Annotated in this window: 16 protein-coding genes; 7 read left to right on the forward strand and 9 right to left on the reverse strand. The window is 64.3% G+C overall.

Annotated elements, in window-relative coordinates:
* Positions 1 to 92: 92 nt before the first annotated feature.
* Entirely contained in the window at positions 93 to 2,045 is a 1,953-nt protein-coding gene (locus MUK72_RS06415) for an archaea-specific SMC-related protein (RefSeq protein ID WP_244704954.1), read from the reverse strand.
* Between the two features lie 178 nt (positions 2,046 to 2,223).
* A complete protein-coding gene (gene rdfA / locus MUK72_RS06420) occupies positions 2,224 to 2,874 on the reverse strand; it encodes a rod-determining factor RdfA (RefSeq protein ID WP_244704955.1) in 651 nt (216 codons plus the stop codon).
* A 337-nt stretch (positions 2,875 to 3,211) separates the two neighbouring features.
* Here rdfA and MUK72_RS06425 point away from each other — a divergent pair, with 337 nt between their 5' ends.
* Positions 3,212 to 3,979 carry an IclR family transcriptional regulator gene (locus MUK72_RS06425; RefSeq protein WP_244704957.1) on the forward strand — a complete coding sequence of 256 codons (768 nt, stop codon included), beginning with the start codon at positions 3,212 to 3,214 and terminating at the stop codon, positions 3,977 to 3,979.
* 173 nt (positions 3,980 to 4,152) lie between these two features.
* Here MUK72_RS06425 and MUK72_RS06430 read toward each other — a convergent pair whose 3' ends face one another.
* Complete coding sequence (locus MUK72_RS06430) at positions 4,153 to 5,493, reverse strand: glycerate kinase type-2 family protein (protein WP_244704959.1); 1,341 nt, start codon at positions 5,491 to 5,493, stop codon at positions 4,153 to 4,155.
* Positions 5,494 to 5,707: 214 nt separating this feature from the next.
* Positions 5,708 to 7,306, reverse strand: a complete 1,599-nt coding sequence (locus tag MUK72_RS06435; protein WP_049916325.1) for a thiamine pyrophosphate-requiring protein — start codon at positions 7,304 to 7,306, stop codon at positions 5,708 to 5,710.
* 146 nt (positions 7,307 to 7,452) lie between these two features.
* Here MUK72_RS06435 and ddh point away from each other — a divergent pair, with 146 nt between their 5' ends.
* The gene (gene ddh, locus MUK72_RS06440; protein WP_244704961.1) at positions 7,453 to 8,391 is read left to right on the forward strand and encodes a D-2-hydroxyacid dehydrogenase; all 939 of its coding nucleotides are present in this window, start codon (positions 7,453 to 7,455) and stop codon (positions 8,389 to 8,391) included.
* Positions 8,392 to 8,526: 135 nt separating this feature from the next.
* On the opposite strand, the gene MUK72_RS06445 is transcribed toward ddh, so the two are convergent.
* Both MUK72_RS06445 and MUK72_RS06450 read right to left on the reverse strand, forming a co-directional pair.
* Positions 8,527 to 9,591, reverse strand: a complete 1,065-nt coding sequence (locus MUK72_RS06445; protein ID WP_004055358.1) for an isocitrate/isopropylmalate dehydrogenase family protein — start codon at positions 9,589 to 9,591, stop codon at positions 8,527 to 8,529.
* Positions 9,592 to 9,718: 127 nt separating this feature from the next.
* Positions 9,719 to 11,983, reverse strand: coding sequence for an NADP-dependent malic enzyme (locus tag MUK72_RS06450; RefSeq protein ID WP_244704964.1), 2,265 nt, complete (start codon positions 11,981 to 11,983; stop codon positions 9,719 to 9,721).
* Positions 11,984 to 12,164: 181 nt separating this feature from the next.
* Between MUK72_RS06450 and MUK72_RS06455 the strand changes: the two genes are divergently transcribed.
* The 3 genes from MUK72_RS06455 to pyk are packed head-to-tail and all read left to right on the forward strand — an operon-like array spanning position 12,165 to position 16,818.
* Entirely contained in the window at positions 12,165 to 14,060 is a 1,896-nt protein-coding gene (locus tag MUK72_RS06455; RefSeq protein ID WP_244704966.1) for a 2-oxoacid:acceptor oxidoreductase subunit alpha, read from the forward strand.
* A gap of 3 nt (positions 14,061 to 14,063) precedes the next feature.
* Positions 14,064 to 15,011, forward strand: coding sequence for a thiamine pyrophosphate-dependent enzyme (locus MUK72_RS06460; RefSeq protein WP_244704968.1), 948 nt, complete (start codon positions 14,064 to 14,066; stop codon positions 15,009 to 15,011).
* Positions 15,012 to 15,063: 52 nt separating this feature from the next.
* Positions 15,064 to 16,818, forward strand: a complete 1,755-nt coding sequence (gene pyk / locus MUK72_RS06465; protein WP_244704970.1) for a pyruvate kinase — start codon at positions 15,064 to 15,066, stop codon at positions 16,816 to 16,818.
* A 105-nt stretch (positions 16,819 to 16,923) separates the two neighbouring features.
* Here pyk and MUK72_RS06470 read toward each other — a convergent pair whose 3' ends face one another.
* Positions 16,924 to 17,817, reverse strand: coding sequence for an NAD(P)-dependent oxidoreductase (locus tag MUK72_RS06470; protein ID WP_244704972.1), 894 nt, complete (start codon positions 17,815 to 17,817; stop codon positions 16,924 to 16,926).
* 202 nt (positions 17,818 to 18,019) lie between these two features.
* Between MUK72_RS06470 and MUK72_RS06475 the strand changes: the two genes are divergently transcribed.
* Both MUK72_RS06475 and MUK72_RS20195 read left to right on the forward strand, forming a co-directional pair.
* Positions 18,020 to 18,466, forward strand: coding sequence for a peroxiredoxin (locus MUK72_RS06475; RefSeq protein ID WP_244704974.1), 447 nt, complete (start codon positions 18,020 to 18,022; stop codon positions 18,464 to 18,466).
* Positions 18,467 to 18,639: 173 nt separating this feature from the next.
* On the forward strand, positions 18,640 to 18,771 hold the full coding sequence (locus MUK72_RS20195; protein WP_280518318.1) for a hypothetical protein: 132 nt from the start codon (positions 18,640 to 18,642) through the stop codon (positions 18,769 to 18,771).
* Between the two features lie 60 nt (positions 18,772 to 18,831).
* Here MUK72_RS20195 and MUK72_RS06480 read toward each other — a convergent pair whose 3' ends face one another.
* Both MUK72_RS06480 and MUK72_RS06485 read right to left on the reverse strand, forming a co-directional pair.
* Positions 18,832 to 20,109, reverse strand: a complete 1,278-nt coding sequence (locus tag MUK72_RS06480; RefSeq protein WP_244704976.1) for a M20 family metallo-hydrolase — start codon at positions 20,107 to 20,109, stop codon at positions 18,832 to 18,834.
* Between the two features lie 119 nt (positions 20,110 to 20,228).
* On the reverse strand, positions 20,229 to 21,593 hold the full coding sequence (locus MUK72_RS06485; RefSeq protein ID WP_244704978.1) for a cytosine permease: 1,365 nt from the start codon (positions 21,591 to 21,593) through the stop codon (positions 20,229 to 20,231).
* Positions 21,594 to 21,715: the final 122 nt, after the last annotated feature.

A 21,715-nucleotide genomic window follows, 5' to 3' on the forward strand; every position in this document is an offset into this window, starting at 1 on the left:
TCGTCGATCGTCAGCAGTGATCCATCACAATTTCCGACGGCATGCATGATCGTACGAGCGTTTTTCTCGATTCGAGAATCGACGATCGACGGTCAGATTTCGGTCACGCGCTCGTAGTCGTCGTCGAGGGCGGCGGCGTCGTCGGGCAGGAGCGCGACGACGAGATAGTCGGGATACTCGGCGAAGTAGTCGACGAGCCGGGCGATACGGTCCGAATCCACCGCTTCGAGCGAGTCGAGCAGCATCACCGGCACGGTCTCGTGGAGATCGTGGACGAGATAGCCCGCAAGCGCGAACACTAACCCCGTGACTTCGCGCTCGCTCTCCGAGAGGTGGTCGATCGTGTCCTCGTAGGCGGTTCCCGACTGTGTGGTGCGCACGACGTGGAGCTCGAAGACGCTCTTGTCGACCTTTCGACGGCCTTCGCGGACGGTCTGTTCCACGCGCTCGATCCAGATGCGCTCGATGTTCTCGTAGTCGAGCAGGTCGAGCACGGTCGCCATGTGGTCGTTGAACCCCTCGACGGCCTCGGTCTCGATGCGCTCGATGCGCGTGCGCAGCTCTTCGAGTTCGTCCTGCACGTCTGCGCGCCGCTCTTCGAGCCGATCGCGCTCGTCGAGGCGCTCCTCGATGTCGGCGATCTCCGCGACGACCTCCTCGCGGTCGCCCTCAACTCTACCGAGCTCGAATTCGAGCTGGTTGGCCTCCTTGTGGAGGTCGAGCAGTTCGGTGTACTCCTCGTTTTCGAGCTGTTCGACCTCGGCTTCGAGGGTTTCGATCTCGTCGGTCAGCGCGTCGCGTTCGGCAGCGAGATCGTCGAGGGTGGTCTCGTGGTCGTCGAGTTCACCCTCGATCCGGTCGAGACGGCGTTCGAGCCGGTCGCGCTGCTGTTGTTTCTCGTCGAGCGCGCTCCGTTCGGTGACGAGCTCGTCGAGCTCCTCGCGGACGTCGTTGACGTCGGCGAGGGTCTCTTGGCGGAGGCTGCGCAGGCGATCGAGCGTGGCCTCGATCTGGTCGGTGTCGACGTCGCTGCCGCAGGTCCAGCAGGTGACGGTCTCGTCGGCAACCAGCTGATCGGTGACGGCGTCGTCCCCGTCGGACGACCCCTCGTTGAGGGAATCGAGGCGACCGACGTCGTCGCCGTCGAGCATGTCCTCGTTGAACTGGACGATGCTCTGGAGCTCGGAGAGTTCGCTTTCGAGGCTGCTCTCGCGCTCGCGGAGCCGTTCGATCTCGGCGTCGAGTTCGCTGCGCTCGCCGGCGGGCGCGTCGGGGAGCTCGTCGTAGTCGGCTTCGAGCTCGGCGCGTTCGTCGTGGAGGGCGTCGACGCTCTCCTCGTGGGTATCGATGTCGTAGCGGACGTTTTCGAGCTCCGAGCGCGTCCGGCGGAGCTCGTCGAGCGTATCTTCGAGTTCGGCCTTCTCCTCGCGGGTTTCGTCGACGTCGCGGTCGGCGTCGTCGAGCTCGGCCTCTTTGGCTTCGAGCGCGTCGCGTTTGTCCTCGATCTTCTCGTCGAGGCGGCGACGCTTCGCTTCGAGATCGGGGAGACCGTCCTGGAGGGCGTCGAGCTCCTCCAACTGGTCGTCGAGCTCGCGGCGGCGATCCTCCAGATCGCTGATCTCGGCGCGGATGACGTCGGTGTCGATCGGGCGCATGATCAGATCGCGGAGGTCGTCGCTGCGGGCGACCGCCCGGCGGGCTTCGTTCGATTCGAGGAGGAAGGCGAACAGGTCGGCGACGGTCGGATCGTCGAGGTATGGCTCGCCGTCGGTGGCGACGACGCCGTTCTCACGCGTGAGCGTGCGCGTGTACGTGTCGTCGCCGATGGAGAGTTCGACGGTCCCCTCGTCGGCGTCACCTTTGAGCGAGACGCTATCGCTGCCGAGGCCGGCCATCACCGCCTGGAGCAGCGACGTGCGATTCGTGGCGTTGCGTCCGGTGAGAACGGTCACGCCCGCGGCGGTCTCGACGTCGGTACGGTCGATACCGCCGACGTTCTCGACGTGTATATGAATGTCCCGTTCGGCGAGTTCCTCGGCACTCATTGATCGAGTTCGCAACGCCATGTATAAAAAAGTGACTGCCGACGACCGCGACCGTGAGGTCGCAATCGTGGCAGCACGCGTCGTGCCGGCCTTTTGTCCGTCCGACGATTCGAAACGTGGAGAAAGGGATCGGCGGACGATAGCCCGATTTGCTATGACAAAGTGACTGCTGTCATGGCTACCTGTCGGACGAGTCGGTCGTGCATTCGCAGCCCCCGCGATCGAACAGCTCCGTCACCTGGTACTGCGCGCCGCAATCCTCACAGAGCACGCGCACGTCGATGAGGACGTTGAACGCGCCGAGCGTGATGTGGCCGGTGTTGCGCAGTCGCTCGATCTTGCTCTCGACGATCGTCGTCATGCGACGCCTGAGCCGCCGGACGTTCGTGGTTTCGGTCTCGACCGGGTCGTCGTCGCTCGACGAATAGCTCACGTCACGATAGCTCGTCAGATAGGTGTGGATGGCCTGCCGCGAGACGAAATCCGCCGTCAGCCGATCGACGTCGATCCCCTGCTGTTCGAGTCGATTGGTGGCTTGGACGGCGGCCCCGCTGCTCACGCTCTCGTCGGTCAACAGTCGATAGAGATTCGCCTGCTCGCCGTCGAGCGTGTCCACCGAGGCGTCCCGGAGGACACGAGCGAGCAGCTCCCGATTGAAGTAGTCCGCCAGTTCGCGCAGGCTCTTGCGCTCGGTCGCCTCGTCCGTCCAATATTCGACGAGCTCGTCGCCCAGTCCCACGAGCTCGTACCGTTGCAGCACCCGTACGATCTTGCTGTTCGAATCGCCGGTCGTATCGTCGCTACTGTCCGGTTCGTTCGCGTCGGTCATTGACCCTGCTACAGCGGCGATCGATAAAAACTCCCTGCTCGTCCGCCGCATATCGTCCCGATTCCCCTGCGGTGTTGTCCAACATCCGAAACCATCCCGGTTGCTCGGTCGGCGACCGACGCTCGATTCCACATTTCGAAAGGATATTGATTGGACGCTGAACCGGACGAACCGCTGGCATCGATCACGCTGCATCGATATCGACGGAAACAGCGCTCTCAACGCCCATAGTGCGACGATCCGTTCTCACGACCGTCTCGATTCGGCCACCGCTGCACGCTCATCGAAAGAACAATCGTTTTACGTTGTGATCGATGCGTTCTCATGTGATGAACGCATGAAGCTGGAGGACGAAACGACCGTGAAGACGACGACGAAATCGCTCCGGATCGTCGAGTTCCTTCACGAGCACAACGGGGCAGGGATCACCGAGATCGCCACCCAGCTGGAGCTCTCGAAGAGCACGGTGTACAAACACCTCAGAACCCTCGAACAGGAGCGCTACGTCTACAAGGGCGACGGCGATGTCTACTACGTCGGGCTGCGATTCCTGAGCCTCGGGGTCGGTGCGCGCCGACGGCGACGGATCTACGAGACGGCGAAGCCGGAGATCCAGCGGCTGGCCGAGGAATCCGGCGAGATGGCGAACCTGCTGGTCGAGGAGCACGGCCGCGGCATCTTCCTCTACCGGGCCGACAGCAGCCGTGCGGTCAACCTCGATACGCACGCCGGTCGCGAGGTCTATCTCCATACCACGGCGATGGGCAAGGCGATCCTCGCCTGTCTCCCCGAACGCCGCGTGAACGAGATCATCGATCGTCACGGGCTCCCGGAGATGACCGAGCACACGATCACCGACCGCGAACTCCTGTTCGAGGACCTCGACACGATCGCCGAGCAGGGCTGGGCGGTCGATCGCGAGGAACGGCTGAAGGGGCTCTGCTGTGTCGCCACGGCGATCACCGATCCCGACGACACGCCACTCGGTGCGATCAGTGTCTCCGGACCGCGCAGCCGGCTGAAGGACGGAAAACTCGTCGACGAACTGCCGGAGCTGATCCTCAACATCAAGAACGTCATCGAACTCAACGTCGCCTACGAGTGACGCTTCTCCTCCGTCACCTGCAGCCCTGATTTCCCAGCGAACTAGCACCCGAGCGCAGCAGCTGTTCGCACAAACGAAACAGCTGTTGAGTATAGAGCAACGCCATTCCAACGGATTGGACAAATATCGAGAACGGAGACGAATGAGAACGACGAAGAGAGAGTCCCGATTTCTCAGCGCGTGTCGTCGCTCTCGCCGACCACCAACACCCGGAGGTCGTTGACGTTGGTACCCGTCTTGCCGGTGTCGACGACCAGCCCGCGCTCGGCGAGATACGGGTAGACGTCGTTGGCCGCCAGCGCTGCCCGTGCCCGCCGTTCGTCGTCGAGCGCGTCACGATCGGCGATCGCGCCGGCGACGTCGCTCGCGCCGTCCTTGCCATCCGTGTCGACGCTGGCGACCACTACGTCCGCCGACGTGCTGGTGAGTGCGCCGCTGAGGACGAACTCCTGGTTGGGGCCGCCCGAGCCGTCGCCGTCTAGAGTTACGGTCGTCTCGCCGCCCGAGAGCAACACCGCCGGCGGCGAGACGGGGTTTTCGGTCGCGAGCGCCTCGTCGGCGATCGCGGCGTGGGTTTTCGCCGCCTCGCGTGCCTCGCCCTCGACCTGCGAGGAGAGGATCACCGGCGTGTAGCCGTGCTCCTCGGCGACCGACCGTGCCGCCGCCAGCGCGGTGAACCCGTTGGCGAGCATGTGGAGTTCGGTCCGCTCGAACGCCGGATCGTTGGCGGTCGGGGTCTCCGATCGTTCGCCATCGTCGCCGTTTTCGAGTCGTTCCTCGATCGCCGCCGAGGGCTGGATGTCGTACCGATCGAGTACGTCACGCGCGTCGGCGTACGTCGACTCGTCCGGGACGGTCGGCCCGCTGGCGATGATGCTCGGATCGTCGCCGACGACGTCGCTGAGCACGAGACTGTGGACAGTCGCCGGTGCCGCCGCGGCGGCGAGCTGTCCGCCCTTGATCGCCGAGAGATGTTTCCGCACGGCGTTGATCTCGTGGATCGTCACGCCGCTCGACAGCAGGTCGTCGGTCAGCGACTGGAGTTCGGCGAGCGAGACATCGTCGACGGGTGCCGGCAACAGCGCGCTGCCGCCCCCGGAGATCAGGCAGAGTACGAGCGTCTCCGCGGTCGCATCGTCGGCGAGCGAGAGCACGCGTCGCGCACCCTCCTCGCCGGCCTCGTTCGGCGTCGGATGCGAGCCCTCGACGACCGCGATCCGATCGGTTTCTTGAGGATCGTTCGTGACGACGACACCGTCGGTGAGCCGGTCGCCGAGCACGTCTTCGATGACGTTCGCCATCTGTGCGGCGGCCTTCCCGCCGCCGACGACCACGACCTCTCGATAGTCGTCGAGATCGACGGTCGCATCGCCGATCGTCAGCGCCGTTCCGTCGCGTTCGAGCGCCTCGCTCATCACGCGCGTCGGCTGTGTCGCCTCGATACCCGCCGCGATGCAGTCGAGAGCCGTCTCGTGGGCGGGCGTTTTCGCGAGCTCCTCCCGGTTTCGTATCATCGGTGTTCCTCCCCGCTCTTCTGATCTATGCGATCCATTCTCCCTCCCGCTCGCCCGGAGTGCTGTCTCGGCGACTGGCTGCCATGCGATGGCGTTTCGCCCCCGCGTATAAAAATCGTCGGTAGCCGACGCGATGCAGCCATCGACGGCTGTCGCTCTCCTCGTCGTGAGCGCTGTGAATAATTGAAACCGCTCGAAAGGTGGTTCGACCCGTTTAGAAGATCGACTTGTCGGTCTCTTTGGCGGTGAGGAACTCGAGGAGGACGGGCGTGCCTTCCTCGGTCTTCTGGACACCGCGCTCGATCGCGTCGCTGATCTCGTCGGGATCCTCGATGCGCTCGCCGTAGCCGCCGAGCGACTCGGCGAAGTCGGCGTAGTGACCCGAGAACTCGGTGTCGTAGGAGGCCATCTCGAAGTTGTTGAGCACGACCTCCATGATCGGGATGTCCTCGCGAGCAGCGGTCTCGAAGTCCATGCCGGTCATGCCGATCGCACCGTCGCCCATGATGTGGACGCAGGTCTTCTCCGGGCGGATGAGCTTCGCGCCCATCATGAGGCCGAGCCCGTAGCCGAGCTGCGTCGTCTTCCCCCAGCCGACGTAGGAGAGCGGCTCCGTGACCTCGAAGAACGGGGCCATGAAGTCGCGTGCGTTGCCGGCGTCGTGGGTGACGATCGAGCCCTCCTTGTCGAGCGCCTTGTCGAACTCGTGGACCACTCTATAAGGATTGATCGGCGTCTCGTCGGAGGTGAGTTTCGGCCGCCAGTCTTCGAGCCACTCCTCACGAACCGATTCGATCTCCTGGACGATGTCGTCACGGCGACCGCGCGATCCGTCGACGCGACCGTTGACGACGTCGTTGAGTGCTTCGAGCGTCAGCTTCGCGTCGCCGACGAGCGAGTACTCCGAGGAGACGTCCTTGTCGATGTCGCCCGCGTCGAGCGTCGAGTGGATGACCGTCTTGTCGTCGGGAACGGTGATGCCGTAGGCGGTGTCGGTGAAACTGCAGCCGACGCCGAAGACGACGTCACACTCCTGTAGGAAGTGGTGGAGCTGACCGGGCTCGCTCTTGCTGCCGGCACCGATCGAGAGCGGGTGGTCCTCCGGGAACGCGCTCTTGCCGTTGAGGCTCGTTGCGACCGGCACTTCGAGCGTCTCCGCGAGCTCCTTGAGCGGCTCCCAGGCTTTCGCGTAGTGGACACCCTGACCGGCGTAGAGGATCGGGTTCTCCGCTTCGAGCAGCACGTCGGCGACCTCATCGACGCCGCTGGGGTCGGGCCCCGAGCGGGTCGTACTCGTCGGCGTGTAGTCGAACTCCTCGACGTCCTCGGAGAAGACGTCTTTCGGGACCTCGACGACGGCCGGCCGCGGGCGGCCGTTCCGTGCCGTGTTGAACGCGCGCCGCATCGTGTCGTCGACGGCGTCGGGGTCGGTGAGCTGCTCGCAGGTCTTGCTCACAGGCTGGTAGGTGAGGAACGAGTTGAACCGGGGATCGACGTCGGTGTCGGCCAGGTCGTAGCCCGCCGGGATCGCGACGAGCGGTGCCGATTCGGTGTATGCCTGCGCGACGCCCCCGACGGAGTTCTCCGTGCCGGGACCGTGCTGGCAGGCGAACGCCGCGATGTTCTCGCCCGAGGAGACGCGCCCGATGCCGTCGGCCATGTGCAGCGCGGTGCGCTCCTGTCGTGTGATGATTGTGCGGACGCCCGCGTCCTCCGCCGAGCCGGTGTCGAACAGGGGGTTACTCGGGAATCCGAACAGATACTCTACGCCCTCCGCTTTCAGCACTTCCGCAATAGATTCGTTAACGTTCATGCTAGTACTCCATCGGTCGATGGACATCTACGAAACAACCCGGGGTGCTCATAAGTTTGTCGCATAGTGGGGTTGTTCGGCCGTCCTGTCAGCGATCGTTCCAACAGAGTCAAATGACGTGCTCGCCTTCGGACGCCTGTTCAGCGATGACCGACGACACCGACCTGCAACGGCTCTGCGTTCACGAATCGATCGGCAACAAGATCCCGAAGGAGGGGTTCGTCGAGGCGTTCGACGACCTCTCGATCCCCGTCGAACTCGTCGGCGACGACGAGAGCTACGACGAGGGCGACGCGGTCGCCTCGTTCAAACCTCGTCCCGAGTTCCTGGACGCCGGCTGGGTACACGTTATCCGCGCGGGCTACGACGCGTTCGACACCGACGAGTACGAGGCGAACGGCACGCCGCTGACCAACAGTACGGGCATCCACGGAACGACCGTCGGCGAGATCGCCGTCGGCTACATGCTCTCGCTCGCCCGGATGCTCCACGTCTACCGCGACCACCAGAACGACAGCGACTGGTACGAACCCGAGTACCAGCGCCCGTTCACCGTCGAAAACGAGCGTCTGTGCGTTATCGGTCTCGGCACGCTCGGTCAGGGGATCGCCACGCGCGCGGACGCGCTCGGGATGGACGTCGTCGGCGTCCGTCGCTCCCAGGAGTCGGTCCCGGGTGTCTCCGAGGTGTACCACCCGGACGACCTCCACGAGGCCATCGCCGACGCCCGGTTCGTCGCGGTCGCCGTCCCGCACACGCCGTCGACGGAGGGGATGATCAGCACCGACGAACTGGCAACGATGCGCGACGACGCCTACCTCGTCAACGTCGCCCGCGGCCCGATCGTCGATCAGGACGCGCTGGTCGACGCGCTCGACGCCGGCACGATCGCCGGCGCGGGCCTCGACGTCTTCGAGACCGAACCCTTGCCTGAAGAATCGCCGCTGTGGGACTTCGAGGAGGTCATCATCTCGCCCCACCGCGGATCGGCGACGAACCGCTACCACCTCGACATCGCCGAACTGGTCGCCGAGAACGTCCGCCGATACCAGGACGGCGAGTCGCTGAAAAACCGCGTCGCCTGATCGACGGCGCTCCATCGGAACACGCTGCATCTTTTTCGAAAACCGTCACACCAATAGCCGCGTGAAATCCGCACGAACCGGTCGTCAGTCGCGACTCACCGATGACCGATCGTCGAAAAATCGTGGTTGGGAGCTCTACAGCCGGTCGCTGAGATCGGAGACGACGTCGACGGTCTTCGCGTCGCCGCCGAGGTCGGGCGTGCGCGGTGCCGACTCGTCGGCGAGCTGTGCCTCGACGGCGTTCCAGATGTCGTCGGCGGCGGCTTCCTTGCCGTCGCCGAGATACTCGAACATCATCGCGCCGGTGAGAACCGACGCGAGCGGGTTGGCGATCCCCTGGCCGACGATGTCGGGTGCGCTGCCGTGGACCGGCTCGAACATGTCGGGATAGTCGTTCTCCTCGTTGATGTTGCCCGAGGGTGCGAGCCCGAGACTGCCGGTGATGATCGCCGCGATGTCCGTGGAGATGTCGCCGAACAGGTTCGAGGCGACGACGACGTCGAACTCCTCGGGGCGGCGGACGAGATCCATCGAGGCGCGATCGACGAGCAGGCTGCTGACCTCAACCTCGGGGAAATCCTCCGAGACTTCTTTGACGATGTCGTCCCAGAAGACCATCGAGTGGGCCTGTGCGTTCGATTTGGTGATCGAGGTGAGATGGCCCTCGCGCTCGGTCGCCGCCTCGAAGGCGCTGCGGACGATGCGCTCGGTACCTTTCCGAGTGAACAGGCCGGACTGGACGGCGACCTCGTTGCTGAAGCCGCGGTGTTCGCGACCGCCGACGTTCGCGTACTCGCCTTCAGTGTTCTCGCGGTAGACGACGAGGTCGATGTCGCCGGCCCCGTAGCCCCGAAGCGGGCTCTCGATGCCCTCGAACAGTTTGTTCGGGCGCTTGCAGATGTACTGGTCGAAGCCCTTCCGGATCGGGAGGAGGAGACCGTTGAGCGTGACGTGGTCGGGGACCTCGGGATGGCCGACGGCACCGAGGAAGATCGAATCGGCCGACTCGATTCGATCGAGCCCGTCGTCGGGCATCATCGCACCTTCGTCCAGATAGCGCTCGGTGCCCCAGTCGTAGGTCGATCGTTCGAGCTGGAAGTCGTGGTTCTCCGCGACGGTGTCGAGCACTTCCATCGCGGCGCTCGTGACTTCGGTGCCGATACCGTCGCCCGGAATGACGGCGATGTCGTACGTCTCCATGCACGCCCGTATCGCGCTCGATTGTAAATAACTGGCGATGTCGGCGACCACCGCGACGACGCCGACGGCGGGTGTTCAGCCGTCCGTCGACGCACCGTCAGCCGGTCCCGAATCAATCCCCCTCAGTTCACTCGCCGATGCCGTTCTCTTGGGCGTCAACCACAGCGACGCTGGCGAGATTGACGATGTCCTTGACTTCGTCGCCTCGCTGGAGGACGTGAACGGGTTTGTCCATGCCGACGAGCATGGGGCCGATGGCCTCGGCACCACCCAACCGTTGGAGCAGTTTGTAGCCGATGTTGCCAGCCTCCAGATTCGGGAAGACGAGGACGTTGGCGGGTTCGTCGAGTTCGGAGAAGTCGTAGGTTCCTTCGAGCATCTCCTCGACGACGGCGGTATCGGCCTGCATCTCACCGTCGACGGGGAACTCCACAGCCGAGTCTTCACGAAGTTTCTGTGCGGCCTCACGCGGTTTGCGCGTACCCTCGTTGTCGACGCTGCCGAAGTCCGAATAGGACAGCAGGGCCGCCCGTGGTTCGACGTTGAACCGCCGGGCGAGGTCGGCCGTGTGCTCGGTGACTTCGGCCAAGACATCGGCATCCGGCTCTTGATTGACGGTCGCATCGGCGCAGAAGACGACGCGGTTCTTGAACGCGAGCAGGTAGACGCCGGCCGCGTAGTTCGCGTCGTCGGCGGTACCGACGATCTGGAGCGGCGGGCGGAGCGCGGAGGGGTAGTCGTGCGTCAGCCCGGTGAGCATGGCGTCGGCGTCATCCATCTCGACCATCACGCTGCCGAGATGGTTTTCGTCACGCAGGAGATCTTCGGCCTCGGTGCGGGTGACGCCCTTGCGCTGGCGCAGTTCGGTCAGTCGCTCGGCATAGGGATCGAGGTTTGCCTCGTCGGGATCGACGATCTCGGGGTCGAACGCCAGCCCGAGCGAGTCCATCGTATCGGTGATGACTCCCTGATCTCCGATGAGAACGGGGTGAGCGATGCCCTGGTCGTCGATCTGGTGGGCGGCACGGATCATCTTCTCGTCGTCGCCTTCGGCGAGGACGAGTCGTTTGGGCTCGGATTTCGCTTTGTTCAACACAACGCGCATCATCTCGCGGGACTTGCCGAGACGGGCTTCGAGCTCCTCGGTGTAGTCGTCGATATCGACGTCGCTACGGGCGGCCCCGCTATCGATGGCGGCCTGGGCCACTGCCGGAGTAACCTCGAAGAGCACGCGCGGATCGACGGGTTTGGGGATGATGTACTCGGGACCGTACTGGAGGGGTTGGTCGCCGTAGGCTTTCACGACGGCATCGGGAACGTCCTTGCGAGCGAGCTCGGCGATCGCACGGGCGGCGGCGACTTTCATCTCCTCGTTGATCTCGCTGGCGCGGACGTCGAGTGCACCCCTGAAAATGAATGGGAAGCCCAGCACGTTGTTGACCATGTTCGGATAGTCGGACCGACCAGTAGCCATAATGACGGTGTCGTCGCGAGCTTCTTTGGCGTCCTCGTAGTTGATCTCGGGGTCGGGGTTGGCCATCGAGAAGATGATGGGATTATCGCCCATCGAGCGGACCATCTCCTGGGAGACGATCCCACCGACCGACAAGCCGACGAAGACGTCTGCACCGGACAGGGCATCCCCGAGACTGCCCTCGGGGACGTCACGAGCGAATTCGGTTTTGAACTCGTTGACGTCACCACGAGAAGCGCGCTCCTCGGTGATGATGCCCGTGGAGTCGCACATCGTGATGTTCTCCTTTCGTGCACCGAGCGAGAGATAGAAGCGTGCGGTGGCGATCGCGCTCGCACCCGCACCCGAGAAGACGATCTCCAACTCGTCGAGCTCTTTTTCGGCGATATCGCTGGCGTTCAGGAGTGCAGCACCACTGATGATCGCGGTCCCATGTTGATCGTCGTGAAAGACGGGGATCGACATCGACTCGCGGAGCTGTTCCTCGATCTCGAAACACTCGGGGGCTTTGATGTCCTCGAGATTGATGCCGCCGAAGGTCGGTTCCATCGCCTCGACGGTCCGGATGATCTCCTGAGGGTCGTCCTCGTCGAGTTCGATGTCGAAGACGTCGATGTCGGCGAAACGCTTGAACAGGACGCCCTTACCCTCCATGACGGGTTTCGAGGCCTGTGCACCGATATCACCCAATCCGAGAACGGCCGATCCGTTGGAGACGACACCGACCATGTTGCCCTTCGCGGTGTAGGTGTAGGCGTCGTCGGGATCGTCGTGGATGTGATTGCAGGGCGTGGCGACACCTGGCGAGTAGGCCAGCGAGAGATCGCGCTGGGTGCTGGTGGGTTTGGTCGTCGAGATCTCGATCTTGCCGGGCGGGTCCTCGCGGTGGTAGTCGAGTGCGTCCTCGTCCAGTCCCATGTCTGACGAACTCGTCTGAACAGTAAAAAGATACTCATTGCGGCGGCAATTCGCCCGAATCGCCCTCTCGCCCGAGGTCCCGAATCGGCGACTGTCATCATCAACATATGACAACAGATGACAACGCTTTAGTTTCGTTGCTCGGGAGATAGCAGCAGTTGAACCACTCTGGTGGAATCAAATGACAGGAGATGAACTCATCTGGCGGATCGCGGGCGGTTCCGGGGACGGGATCGACTCGACGAGCCAGAACTTCACGAAGGCGCTGATGCGCACGGGGCTGGACGTATTCACACACAGACACTACCCATCGCGGATCCGCGGCGGCCACACGTACGTGGAGGTGCGGGCGGCCGACCACGCAGTGAAATCGCGCGGCGACGGCTACGATTTCCTGCTGGCGCTGGGCGATAGTTTCGCCCGGAACCCCCAGGACGGCGAGGCCTACTACGGCAACGAAGAGGTCAAACCGCTCACGGAGAACCTCGACGAGCTGCGCGAGGGCGGGGTGATCGTCTACGACGAGGGGCTGCTCGACACCGACGAGGTCGAGAACTTCGACGAGCGCGTCGAGGAAAACGACTGGCACGTCTACCCGCTCGATCTCCGAAGCCTCGCGCGCGAGCACGGCCGCGAGATCATGCGTAACACGGCTGGTGTTGCAGCAACGGCCGCGCTGATCGACATGGATACGGGGATCTTCGAGGAGCTGATGGCCGACACGATGAGCGGCGAGATGCTCGAAACCAACGTCGAGGTGCTCGAAGAGGCCCACGCAGAGGTCAGCGAGATGGAGTTCACCCACGATCTCGAAGTCCCGACGGGCAGCCACGACGAAGAGCAGGTGCTCCTGAACGGGAGTCACGCGGTCGCATACGGTGCGATCGACGAGGGCTGTCGGTTCATCGCGGGCTACCCGATGACGCCGTGGACGGACGTGTTCACGATCATGACTCAGCACCTGCCCTCGATCGGGGGCATATCCGAGCAGGTCGAAGACGAGATCGCGGCGGCGTCGCTGGCGATCGGTGCTTCTCATGCGGGAGTCAAGGCCATGTCCGGTTCGTCCGGTGGTGGCTTTGCATTGATGAGCGAGCCGCTGGGGCTCGCAGAGATGACCGAAACGCCGCTCGTGCTCGTGGAGGCGATGCGTGCGGGTCCCTCGACGGGGATGCCGACCAAACCCGAGCAGGGCGATCTCGAACATATCCTCTACACGAGTCAGGGCGACTCCAATCGTGTGGTCTTCGCACCCGGTACGGTTGCGGAGGCCTACGAGCAGTCCAGAGAAGCGTTCAGAGTCGCCTACGAGTACCAGATTCCGGTGGTGATCGTGATCGATCAGAAGCTCTCCGGCGAGTTGGCAAGCGTGCCGGCGAGCCACTTCGATCGCGAGCCCAATCCGGATCTCGGTAGTGTGCTTTCCGAAGAGGAGATCCAAGAGGCACCCCATCACGCATCGGGGACGTTCAATCGGTTCCGTCACGACCCCGAAAACGGCGTGAGCCCGCGGAGCATCCCGGGCCAGAAGGACGGACGCTTTCTGGCGACGGGCAACGAGCACACCCCACAGGGCCACATCGAGGAGAGTCCGGACAACCGCGTCGCGCAGGTCGATCGGCGCACGCGCAAACTCGAATCCATCCGCAGCGACCTGGACGAACAGGAGCATTCGAATCAGACGTACTACGGGCCGGAGGATGCCGAGCACGGCATTATGGTCTGGGGAAGCCAGCAGGGTAGCGTCGAGGAGGCCGTCGACCGACTGAACGAGCAGGGCGAGTCGGTGAAGATGCTGGGCGTGAGCGACATGATGCCCTATCCCAAGGAGGACGTGACGGAGTTCCTCGAATCGGTCGACGAGTGTCTGGTCGTCGAGATGAACATCACCGCCCAGTTCAGAGGGCTCACCCAGAAAGAACTCGGCCGCTTTGGCGAGAAGATGTCGAGCCTGCTGAAGTACAACGGTAACCCGTTCGAGCCGGCCGAAGTCGTCGAAGGGTTCGACATTCAGGTGAACGGCGGCGACGAGCCGCCGACGGCACAGACGCGGATCGAACCGGCAGCAGGTGATTAAGACATGAGCAAATCATTCAGCGCGATCGGACAGGCGGAACAGGGCGAGGAGATCGACCGGGAGGCGTTCACGCCGGGCATCGAGCCGCAGGCGACGTGGTGTCCGGGCTGTGGCGACTTCAGCGTGCTCAAGGCGCTCAAGGGTGCGATGCCCGAAGTCGGGCGCACGCCTGACGAGACCTTGTTGGTGACGGGTATCGGCTGTTCGGGCAAGCTGAACAGCTACTTCGAGTCCTACGCGATGCACTCGATCCACGGGCGTTCGCTGCCGATCGCCCGCGCGGCGAAACTCGCGAACCCGGGTCTGGAAGTGATCGCGGCGGGTGGCGACGGCGACGGTTACGGCATCGGCGGGAACCACTTCATGCACACCGCCCGCGAGAACCACGACATGACCTACATCGTCTTCAACAACGAGATCTTCGGGCTGACGAAGGGCCAGACCTCCCCGACGAGCCCGAAAGGTCACGAGTCGAAAACCCAGCCCCACGGGTCGGCCAAGGACCCGATCCGACCGCTGTCGCTGGCGCTGACGTCGGGTGCGTCGTACGTGGCGCGGACGGCGGCGGTGAACCCGCGGCAGGCGACGGAGATCCTGACCGAGGCGATCGAACACGACGGGTTCGCGCACGTGGACTTCCTGACACAGTGTCCGACCTGGAACAAGGACGCAAAACAGTACGTTCCGTACACGGACGTTCAGGACTCCGAGGACTTCGACTTCGACGTCCACGACCGTCAGGAAGCGGCAGAGATGATGCACGAGACCGAGGACAAACTCTACGAGGGCGAGGTGCTGACGGGTCGGTTCTACATCGACGAGGATCGTCGCTCGTACGGCGAGGAGAAACGCTCGACGGGCGAGATGCCCGAGGAGCCGCTGGCCGAGCGCTATTTCGACGAGGAGGCCGACTGGGAGCGCAGTTACGACCTCCTCGACGCCCACAAGTAGCGCATCCTGTCGACAGTTCTTTTATGTCCGCGCCGATAGCTTCGGGTAGAACATGCCAACGAGAAACACGAAGATCGTCTGTACGCTCGGGCCGGCGACCGCCGAGCAACCGACGATCGAACGACTCATCGAGAACGGGATGTCGGTCGCGCGGCTCAACGCGAGCCACGGCACCACCGAGAACCGCGCCGACCTCATCGAGACGGTGCGCGCAGCGAGTTCGGCCGTCGGCCGGTCGGTCGCGGTCATGCTCGACCTGCCCGGCCCGGAGATCCGCACCGCGCCGCTCGACGAGTCGATCGAGCTCGAAACCGGCACCGAGGTCCGCCTCTCGGAGGGCGAGACCGCGAGCCCCGATGCGGTCGGCGTTTCGACCAGCATCGGTGCCGTCAGCCCTGGCGATCGCGTGCTGCTCGACGACGGCCGCATCGAGACGGTCGTCAGCCGTGTCGAGGGCGAGACTGTCGTCGTCGACGTCGAGAGCGGCGGAACCCTCGGCGGACAGAAGGGGGTCAACGTGCCGGGCGTCGATCTCGACCTCGAATCCGTCACCGAGCAGGACCGCCAGGAGCTGACGCTGGCGGCGGATCACGACGTGGATTTCGTTGCGGCGAGTTTCGTCCGCGACGCCGAGGATATCTACGCGGTCAACGAGGCCCTGGAGAATCAGGGCGCGGACGTGCCCGTCGTCGCCAAGATCGAGCGTGCCGGCGCGGTCGAGCATCTCGATGGCATCATCGAATCGACCTACGGCGTGATGGTTGCCCGGGGCGATCTCGGCGTGGAGTGCCCGATGGAGACGGTTCCGCTCGTCCAGAAGCGGATCATCCAGAAATGCCGTGCGGCGGGCGTCCCGGTGATCACGGCGACCGAGATGCTGGATTCGATGACCCACGCGCGCCGGCCGACGCGTGCCGAGGCCACCGACGTGGCGAACGCGGTGCTCGACGGCACCGACGCGGTCATGCTCTCGGGCGAGACGGCCGTCGGCGACCACCCGGCGCGCGTCGTCGACGCGATGTCGACGATCGTTGGCGAAGTCGAGGCCAGCGACGAGTACACCGAACGCAACGAGCAGACCGTGCCGAAACCCGGCAGTGCCAGGACGGACGGGCTCGCTCGTTCCGCACGTTATCTCGCCCGCGATGTCGACGCGACGGCGATCGTCGCGGCGACCGAATCGGGCTACACGGCGCTCAAAGCGGCCAAATACCGCCCCGACGTGCCCGTCGTCGCCGTCACGCCGTCACGACAGGTCTGTCGCCATCTCGCGCTCTCGGCGGGGGTCGTTCCGCAGTTCGCGCCGCTCACCGAGCGCGAGAAGAGTACGGATGTCGTGGTGCAGAACGCCGTCCAGACGGCGGTCGACGCCGGCATCGTCGCCAGCGGCGACAGCGTGGTCGTCCTTGCCGGACTGATGACCGATCTCGAAGAGGCGAACACGACGAACATGCTCAAGATCCACGTCGCCGCCGACATCGTCGCCTCCGGGCGCTCGATCGTCGAGGGCGTCGCCACCGGGCCGCTCCATCACGCGGAGCACGGCGATCTCACGTCGGTGCCCGACGGGAGCGTGCTGACGCTGCCGACCGACTTCGACGACGAGTTCACCGGTGAACCCTCGTCGCTCGCCGGTATCATCAGCGGGCACAAGGGCGTCACTGGTTATCCGGCGATCGTCGCCCGCGAACTCGGCATCCCGATGATCGGCGGGGTCGATCTCGCCGACCTCCCGAAAGACGTGACGGTGACGCTTGATGCCGAGCGCGGCGTCGTCTACGAGGGCGACATCACCGGCACGCGATAGACCGTTCTCGCTCTCGAAAATCGATCGGTGACGACGCTGGTCGTCGCATCGCTTCTCGATCGTATCGATGTCGAACGAAAAATCAGGTGGTGTTTTGCTTTTCGCTCAGTCGACGCGTGCTTCCTCGCCCGCCAGGTCCTCGATGATCTGCATCACGCCGGAGTTGTCGTCGTCGCCCCGGCCGGTCGTCTCCATCGACTTGTAGAGCTCGTGGGCGATACCGGTCTGGGGCATCGGCGCGCCGAAGGCCTCGCCGGCGTCGGTCGCGATGCGGAGGTCCTTGTACTGATAGGAGGCGAAGAAGCCCGGATCGAAGTCACCCTGGATCATCGACGGTGCGCGGTTGTCGAGTGTCCAGCAGCCGGCAGCCCCACCGCTGATCGCCTCGACGACCGCGTCGAGATCCGCACCGGCCTTCTGGGCGAAGACGAGCGCCTCGCTCACGCCGACCATCTGGGCGGCGACGACGATCTGGTTGCAGGCTTTCGTCGTCTGGCCGGCCCCGCTCGGCCCGCAGTGGGTGACCGTCTCGCCCATCGCCGCGAGCAGTTCCTCGTTGGCGTCGAAGACGTCCTCGTTGCCGCCGACCATGATCGAGAGCGTGCCGTCGATGGCACCCTCCTCGCCGCCGCTGATCGGTGCGTCGAGCATCTCCGCGCCCGCGTCCTCGATCTCCGCGGCGAGTTCCTCGATGACGGTCGGCGAGATCGTCGACATGTCGATCACCGTCATCCCCTCGCTCAGCCCGGCGAGGATGCCGTCGTCGTCACGGACGATCGACTCGACGACCGGTGAGTCCGGGAGACAGGTGATCACGACGTCGACCTGCTCGGCGACCGCTTGGGGGGAGTCGGCACCCTCGCCACCGTAGTCGACGAGTTCGTCGACCGGTTCCTGCGAGCGGTTGTGGCCCACGACGTCGTAGCCCGCGTCGACGAGGTTCTTCGACATCGGGAGCCCCATGATACCCAGACCGACGAAACCGATTGTTTCGGCCATTACGTTGCACGCTCGCAGCCAATCAGTAAAATCCATCGATCTGCGTGTCGATCGACCGGGTTCGTTGCACCATTCGAAGATTTGAACATGATAGAGAAGGCCACCGATTCGTCCTCGACCGACCGTACCGACTCGTCGCCGACGCCGGCCGCGGCGAGGACGCGTCGTAAGCATTATCAGCGTCTCGCCGGTATTCGAGGCCATGCCACAGGTAGGCCAGACGGCACCGGCGTTCAGTCTGCAGAATCAGGACGGCGAGTCGGTCTCGCTCTCGGAGTTCGAGGGCCAGCGCACGGTCCTCTACTTCTACCCGAAGGCGGGGACGGAGGGCTGCACCATCGAGGCGAACAACTTCGGCGCGGCGTTCGACGAGTTCGAGCACCACGACGTGCCGGTGCTCGGCGTCTCGATGGATTCGGTCGCGGATCTCGCGGCGTTCCGCGACGACGAGGAGCTCCCGTTCACGCTGCTGAGCGACGAGGACGGTTCGGTCGCCGAGAAATACGACTCCGCCGGCGACGGCACCGCGCTCCGCAACACCTTCGTCATCGGCCCGAACGGCGACATCGAGGCGGTCTACGAGGACGTCTCGCCCGGCGAGCACGCAGAGCAGGTGCTCGACGACGTCGCCGCGCGCGAAGTGGCGTAGAGCCGCGACGACGATCGATCCGACACTCGTGTTTTTCGACGAATAACATCGGTAGCGCCCCGTCCAGCCCCTCAGCGACAACGAAACGTCTTTGAGTGATGGTTTCTCACGTGGCGTGTGAACGATACGTATTGGCATGCGGTCGTCGGCGAGACGGCCGTCCGGACCGCTGTGTGGCACTGATTCTCGAACTGATGGCGCTCTCGGTCGGCGTCGTGGTCGTACTGCTGGTGCTGACGATCGGCGTGGGCTCGCTGCCGAGCCCGTCCTCGGGCGATACGGACGTGGCCGGCGGCGGTCAGTGATCGAGGCTTCCTCTCGCGGCGCTGGTGAGTGATGTCGGACGAGAGTCGAAATCCGAGTCGCTAGGCCGATCGCGCGAGCCGGGCGATGCCGCCGGTCAGCACGCGGGTCGCGGTCGCACAGCTCTCCCAATCGGTCCATTCGAGCGGGTTGTGCGAGATGCCGTCGCGCGAGGGGGCGAAGATCATCCCCGAGTCGGTGACTTTCGCGACGTGCATCGTGTCGTGGCCGGCACCCGAGTGGAGCTCCATCGTCGACACGCCGCTCTCGGCGGCTGCCTCGTCGAGTGCGGACGTACAGCGATCGCTCATGTCGATCGGCGCGATGTCGTAGGGGCGCTCGAACGTGGTGTCGACGCCGCGCTCGGCTTCGAGGCGCGACAGGCTCGCTTCGACCTCGCCGACGATCGTCTCCATCGATTCGTAGTCGACGTCGCGGATATCGATGCCCAGTTCGGCGCGTCCGGGAACGACGTTGACCGCGTTCGGGCTGATGTCGAGCTGGCCGACCGTGCCGACGACGCTGTCGCCCTTCTCGGCGACGACATCCTCGGTCGCCTGCTCGACGTCGAGAACCAGTTCGCTCGCCGCCGCGAGCGCGTCCGTCCGATCCTTCATCGCCGCACAGCCCGCGTGGTTCGCCTCGCCATCGATCTCGACCGAACACCGGATCGTCCCGGTGATCGAACTGACGATCCCCACGGGAACGTTCGCCTTTTCGAGTCGCTTGCTCTGCTCGACGTGGACTTCGAGCCAGGAATCCCACGCGCTTGCATCGAGTTGACCGGAGCCTTTCGCACCGATCTCGTTCAGGGCATCGTCGAGCGAGATGCCGTCGTGGTCTTCGAGCGCGAGCGCGTCATCGACCGATCGCTGTCCGGTCGCCACCGCCGAGCCGAGAACGCCGTTCGAGAAGCGTGTCCCCTCCTCCTCGGTGAAGCAGACGACCTCGACCGGGCGATCGAGATCGGCGTCGGACTCCTGGAGCGCACGGACGGCTTCAAGGGCGCTGTAGACACCCAGCACGCCGTCGAAGATGCCGCCCTCGGGCACCGAGTCGAGGTGGCTTCCCGCGGCGACCGCGGCCGCGTCCGGATCGGCACCGTCGGGCACCCAGCGACCGGCGATGTTGCCGACCGAGTCGGTCCGGACGTCGAGACCGGCGTCCTCCAGTCGCTCGACGAAATACTCGCGCACCTGCTGGTTGGCCTTCGTTCCCGGGAGCACCGTCCGCCCGTGGCCCTCGCCGATCGAGATCGCGCCGTACTCGCCGTTCGTCTCGATGTCGTCGCGCAGTCGATCCTCGTCGACGTGGCGGGACGACTCTGCTGTTGCGTTCATGGTTCGCGTGTCGCTAAACCGTGATCCGGCTTGAATGTGTGGATTGTCGCGCTGATTCGCCGGATCCACCCGTCGAAGCCGGCGTCAGAAAAGTGGGTGTCGGCGGGGTTGTCGGTGGTTCAGTCGGCCGTCGGTGCCGGCGTCTCCGAGAGATATTCGGTGGTGCGCTCGTCGAGATCGAGCTTCCGGAGGACGACGTAGGTGGCGAAGCCGATCGGGAGCCCGACCATCCAGGAGAAATCGAGTAGCGCGATGCTCGCGAGCGAACCGACGAGCACGCTCGCCAGCGCCGTGATCGAGAATCCCCTGATGAACCAGAACTTTGAGTCGCGGCTCTTGTCGTAGAGCGACGGGATCGAGGCGTTACCCGAGCGGAAGACCCAGTAGTCGGCCAGCAACACGCCGAGCACCGGCCCCAGCGGGACGGCGTAGGCGTTGATCATCAGGAAGTAGATGCCACCCTCCGAGGAGAACAGCACCCACGGAAAGGTCACGACCGAGAGCACGCTCGTGATGATGAGCCCGCGCTCCCACGTGGTGCCGATGGCGTCCTGAAGGACGTGGACGGTCGGAATGAGGTTGAGCGTCAGGTTCGAGGAGGTCTGCGCGGCGAGGACGAACACCATCACCGCGACGCCGACCGTCGGGTTCGGTGCCACGTCCATGATGGCGAACACCGGGTTCTGGGTGTTCGTCGTGATCGACGTGCCGAAGATGACGCCCACGAGCGCCATGTAGAGCATCGCCGGGGCGACCCCCAGTAGATGGCCGAGGATGTGGTTCCAGGAGCCGCGTTTCTTTTCGAGATGGCGACTGAGATCGGCCGCGTTGAGCGCGCCCGTCATCGCCGTCCCGACGTGGGCCGCGACGATCGTGAGGAAGGGCAGCCCCCACGTCCCGCCGTACTCGATCGACTGCGTCGAGATGCCCTGTTTCGAGACGACCGTGAACACCGTGTACGCGAGCAGCACGATGATGACGCCGGCGGCGATCGAGTCGAACCACTTGATCGAACTGATGCCACCCCACGCGAGGGCGATGTTCAACAGCAAGAACAGTACGAAGTAGAGCCGGAGGTTGCCGACACCCCACAGCGTCTGCGTGATGCTCTGGATCGCCAGCGCGCCGATCCAGTTGCCGATCCCGAGCCAGATGATCGCGGGAAGCATGCGAACGACGTTCGGAACGACCGCCCCGCGAGTGCCGAACGCGGCCCGCGCCTGGGCGACGAACGGGATCCCCTCGTCGTAGCCCCAGCGGCCGTTGAGGACGAAGAAAATCGCCGACGTCACCGCGCCGATCGTCATCGCGGCTCCGGCCTGCACCACGTTCAACGGTCCCTGCGGGTAGACGGCGAAAAACGCCGTCGCGAACCCCTGGACGATGATGAACGACGCCCACCAGACCGGGATGTAATGGGAAAGACTCATCGAACGATCGCCGTCCGCGATCGGTTCTAGCCCTTCCGAACTCGATTCCGTCATGGTCGCTCCTCGTATGCCATTGCGTACCGTATGTCGAGAAGATCAGTAATATATCCTTTGCTGGCTTTCAAGAAAAACTCCCAAGAAAAATTTTGAACCGGTATTCGATTCGAACTTCTGCA

It is taken from the genome of Halococcus dombrowskii (genome assembly GCF_022870485.1).
Lineage (GTDB): Archaea > Halobacteriota > Halobacteria > Halobacteriales > Halococcaceae > Halococcus > Halococcus morrhuae.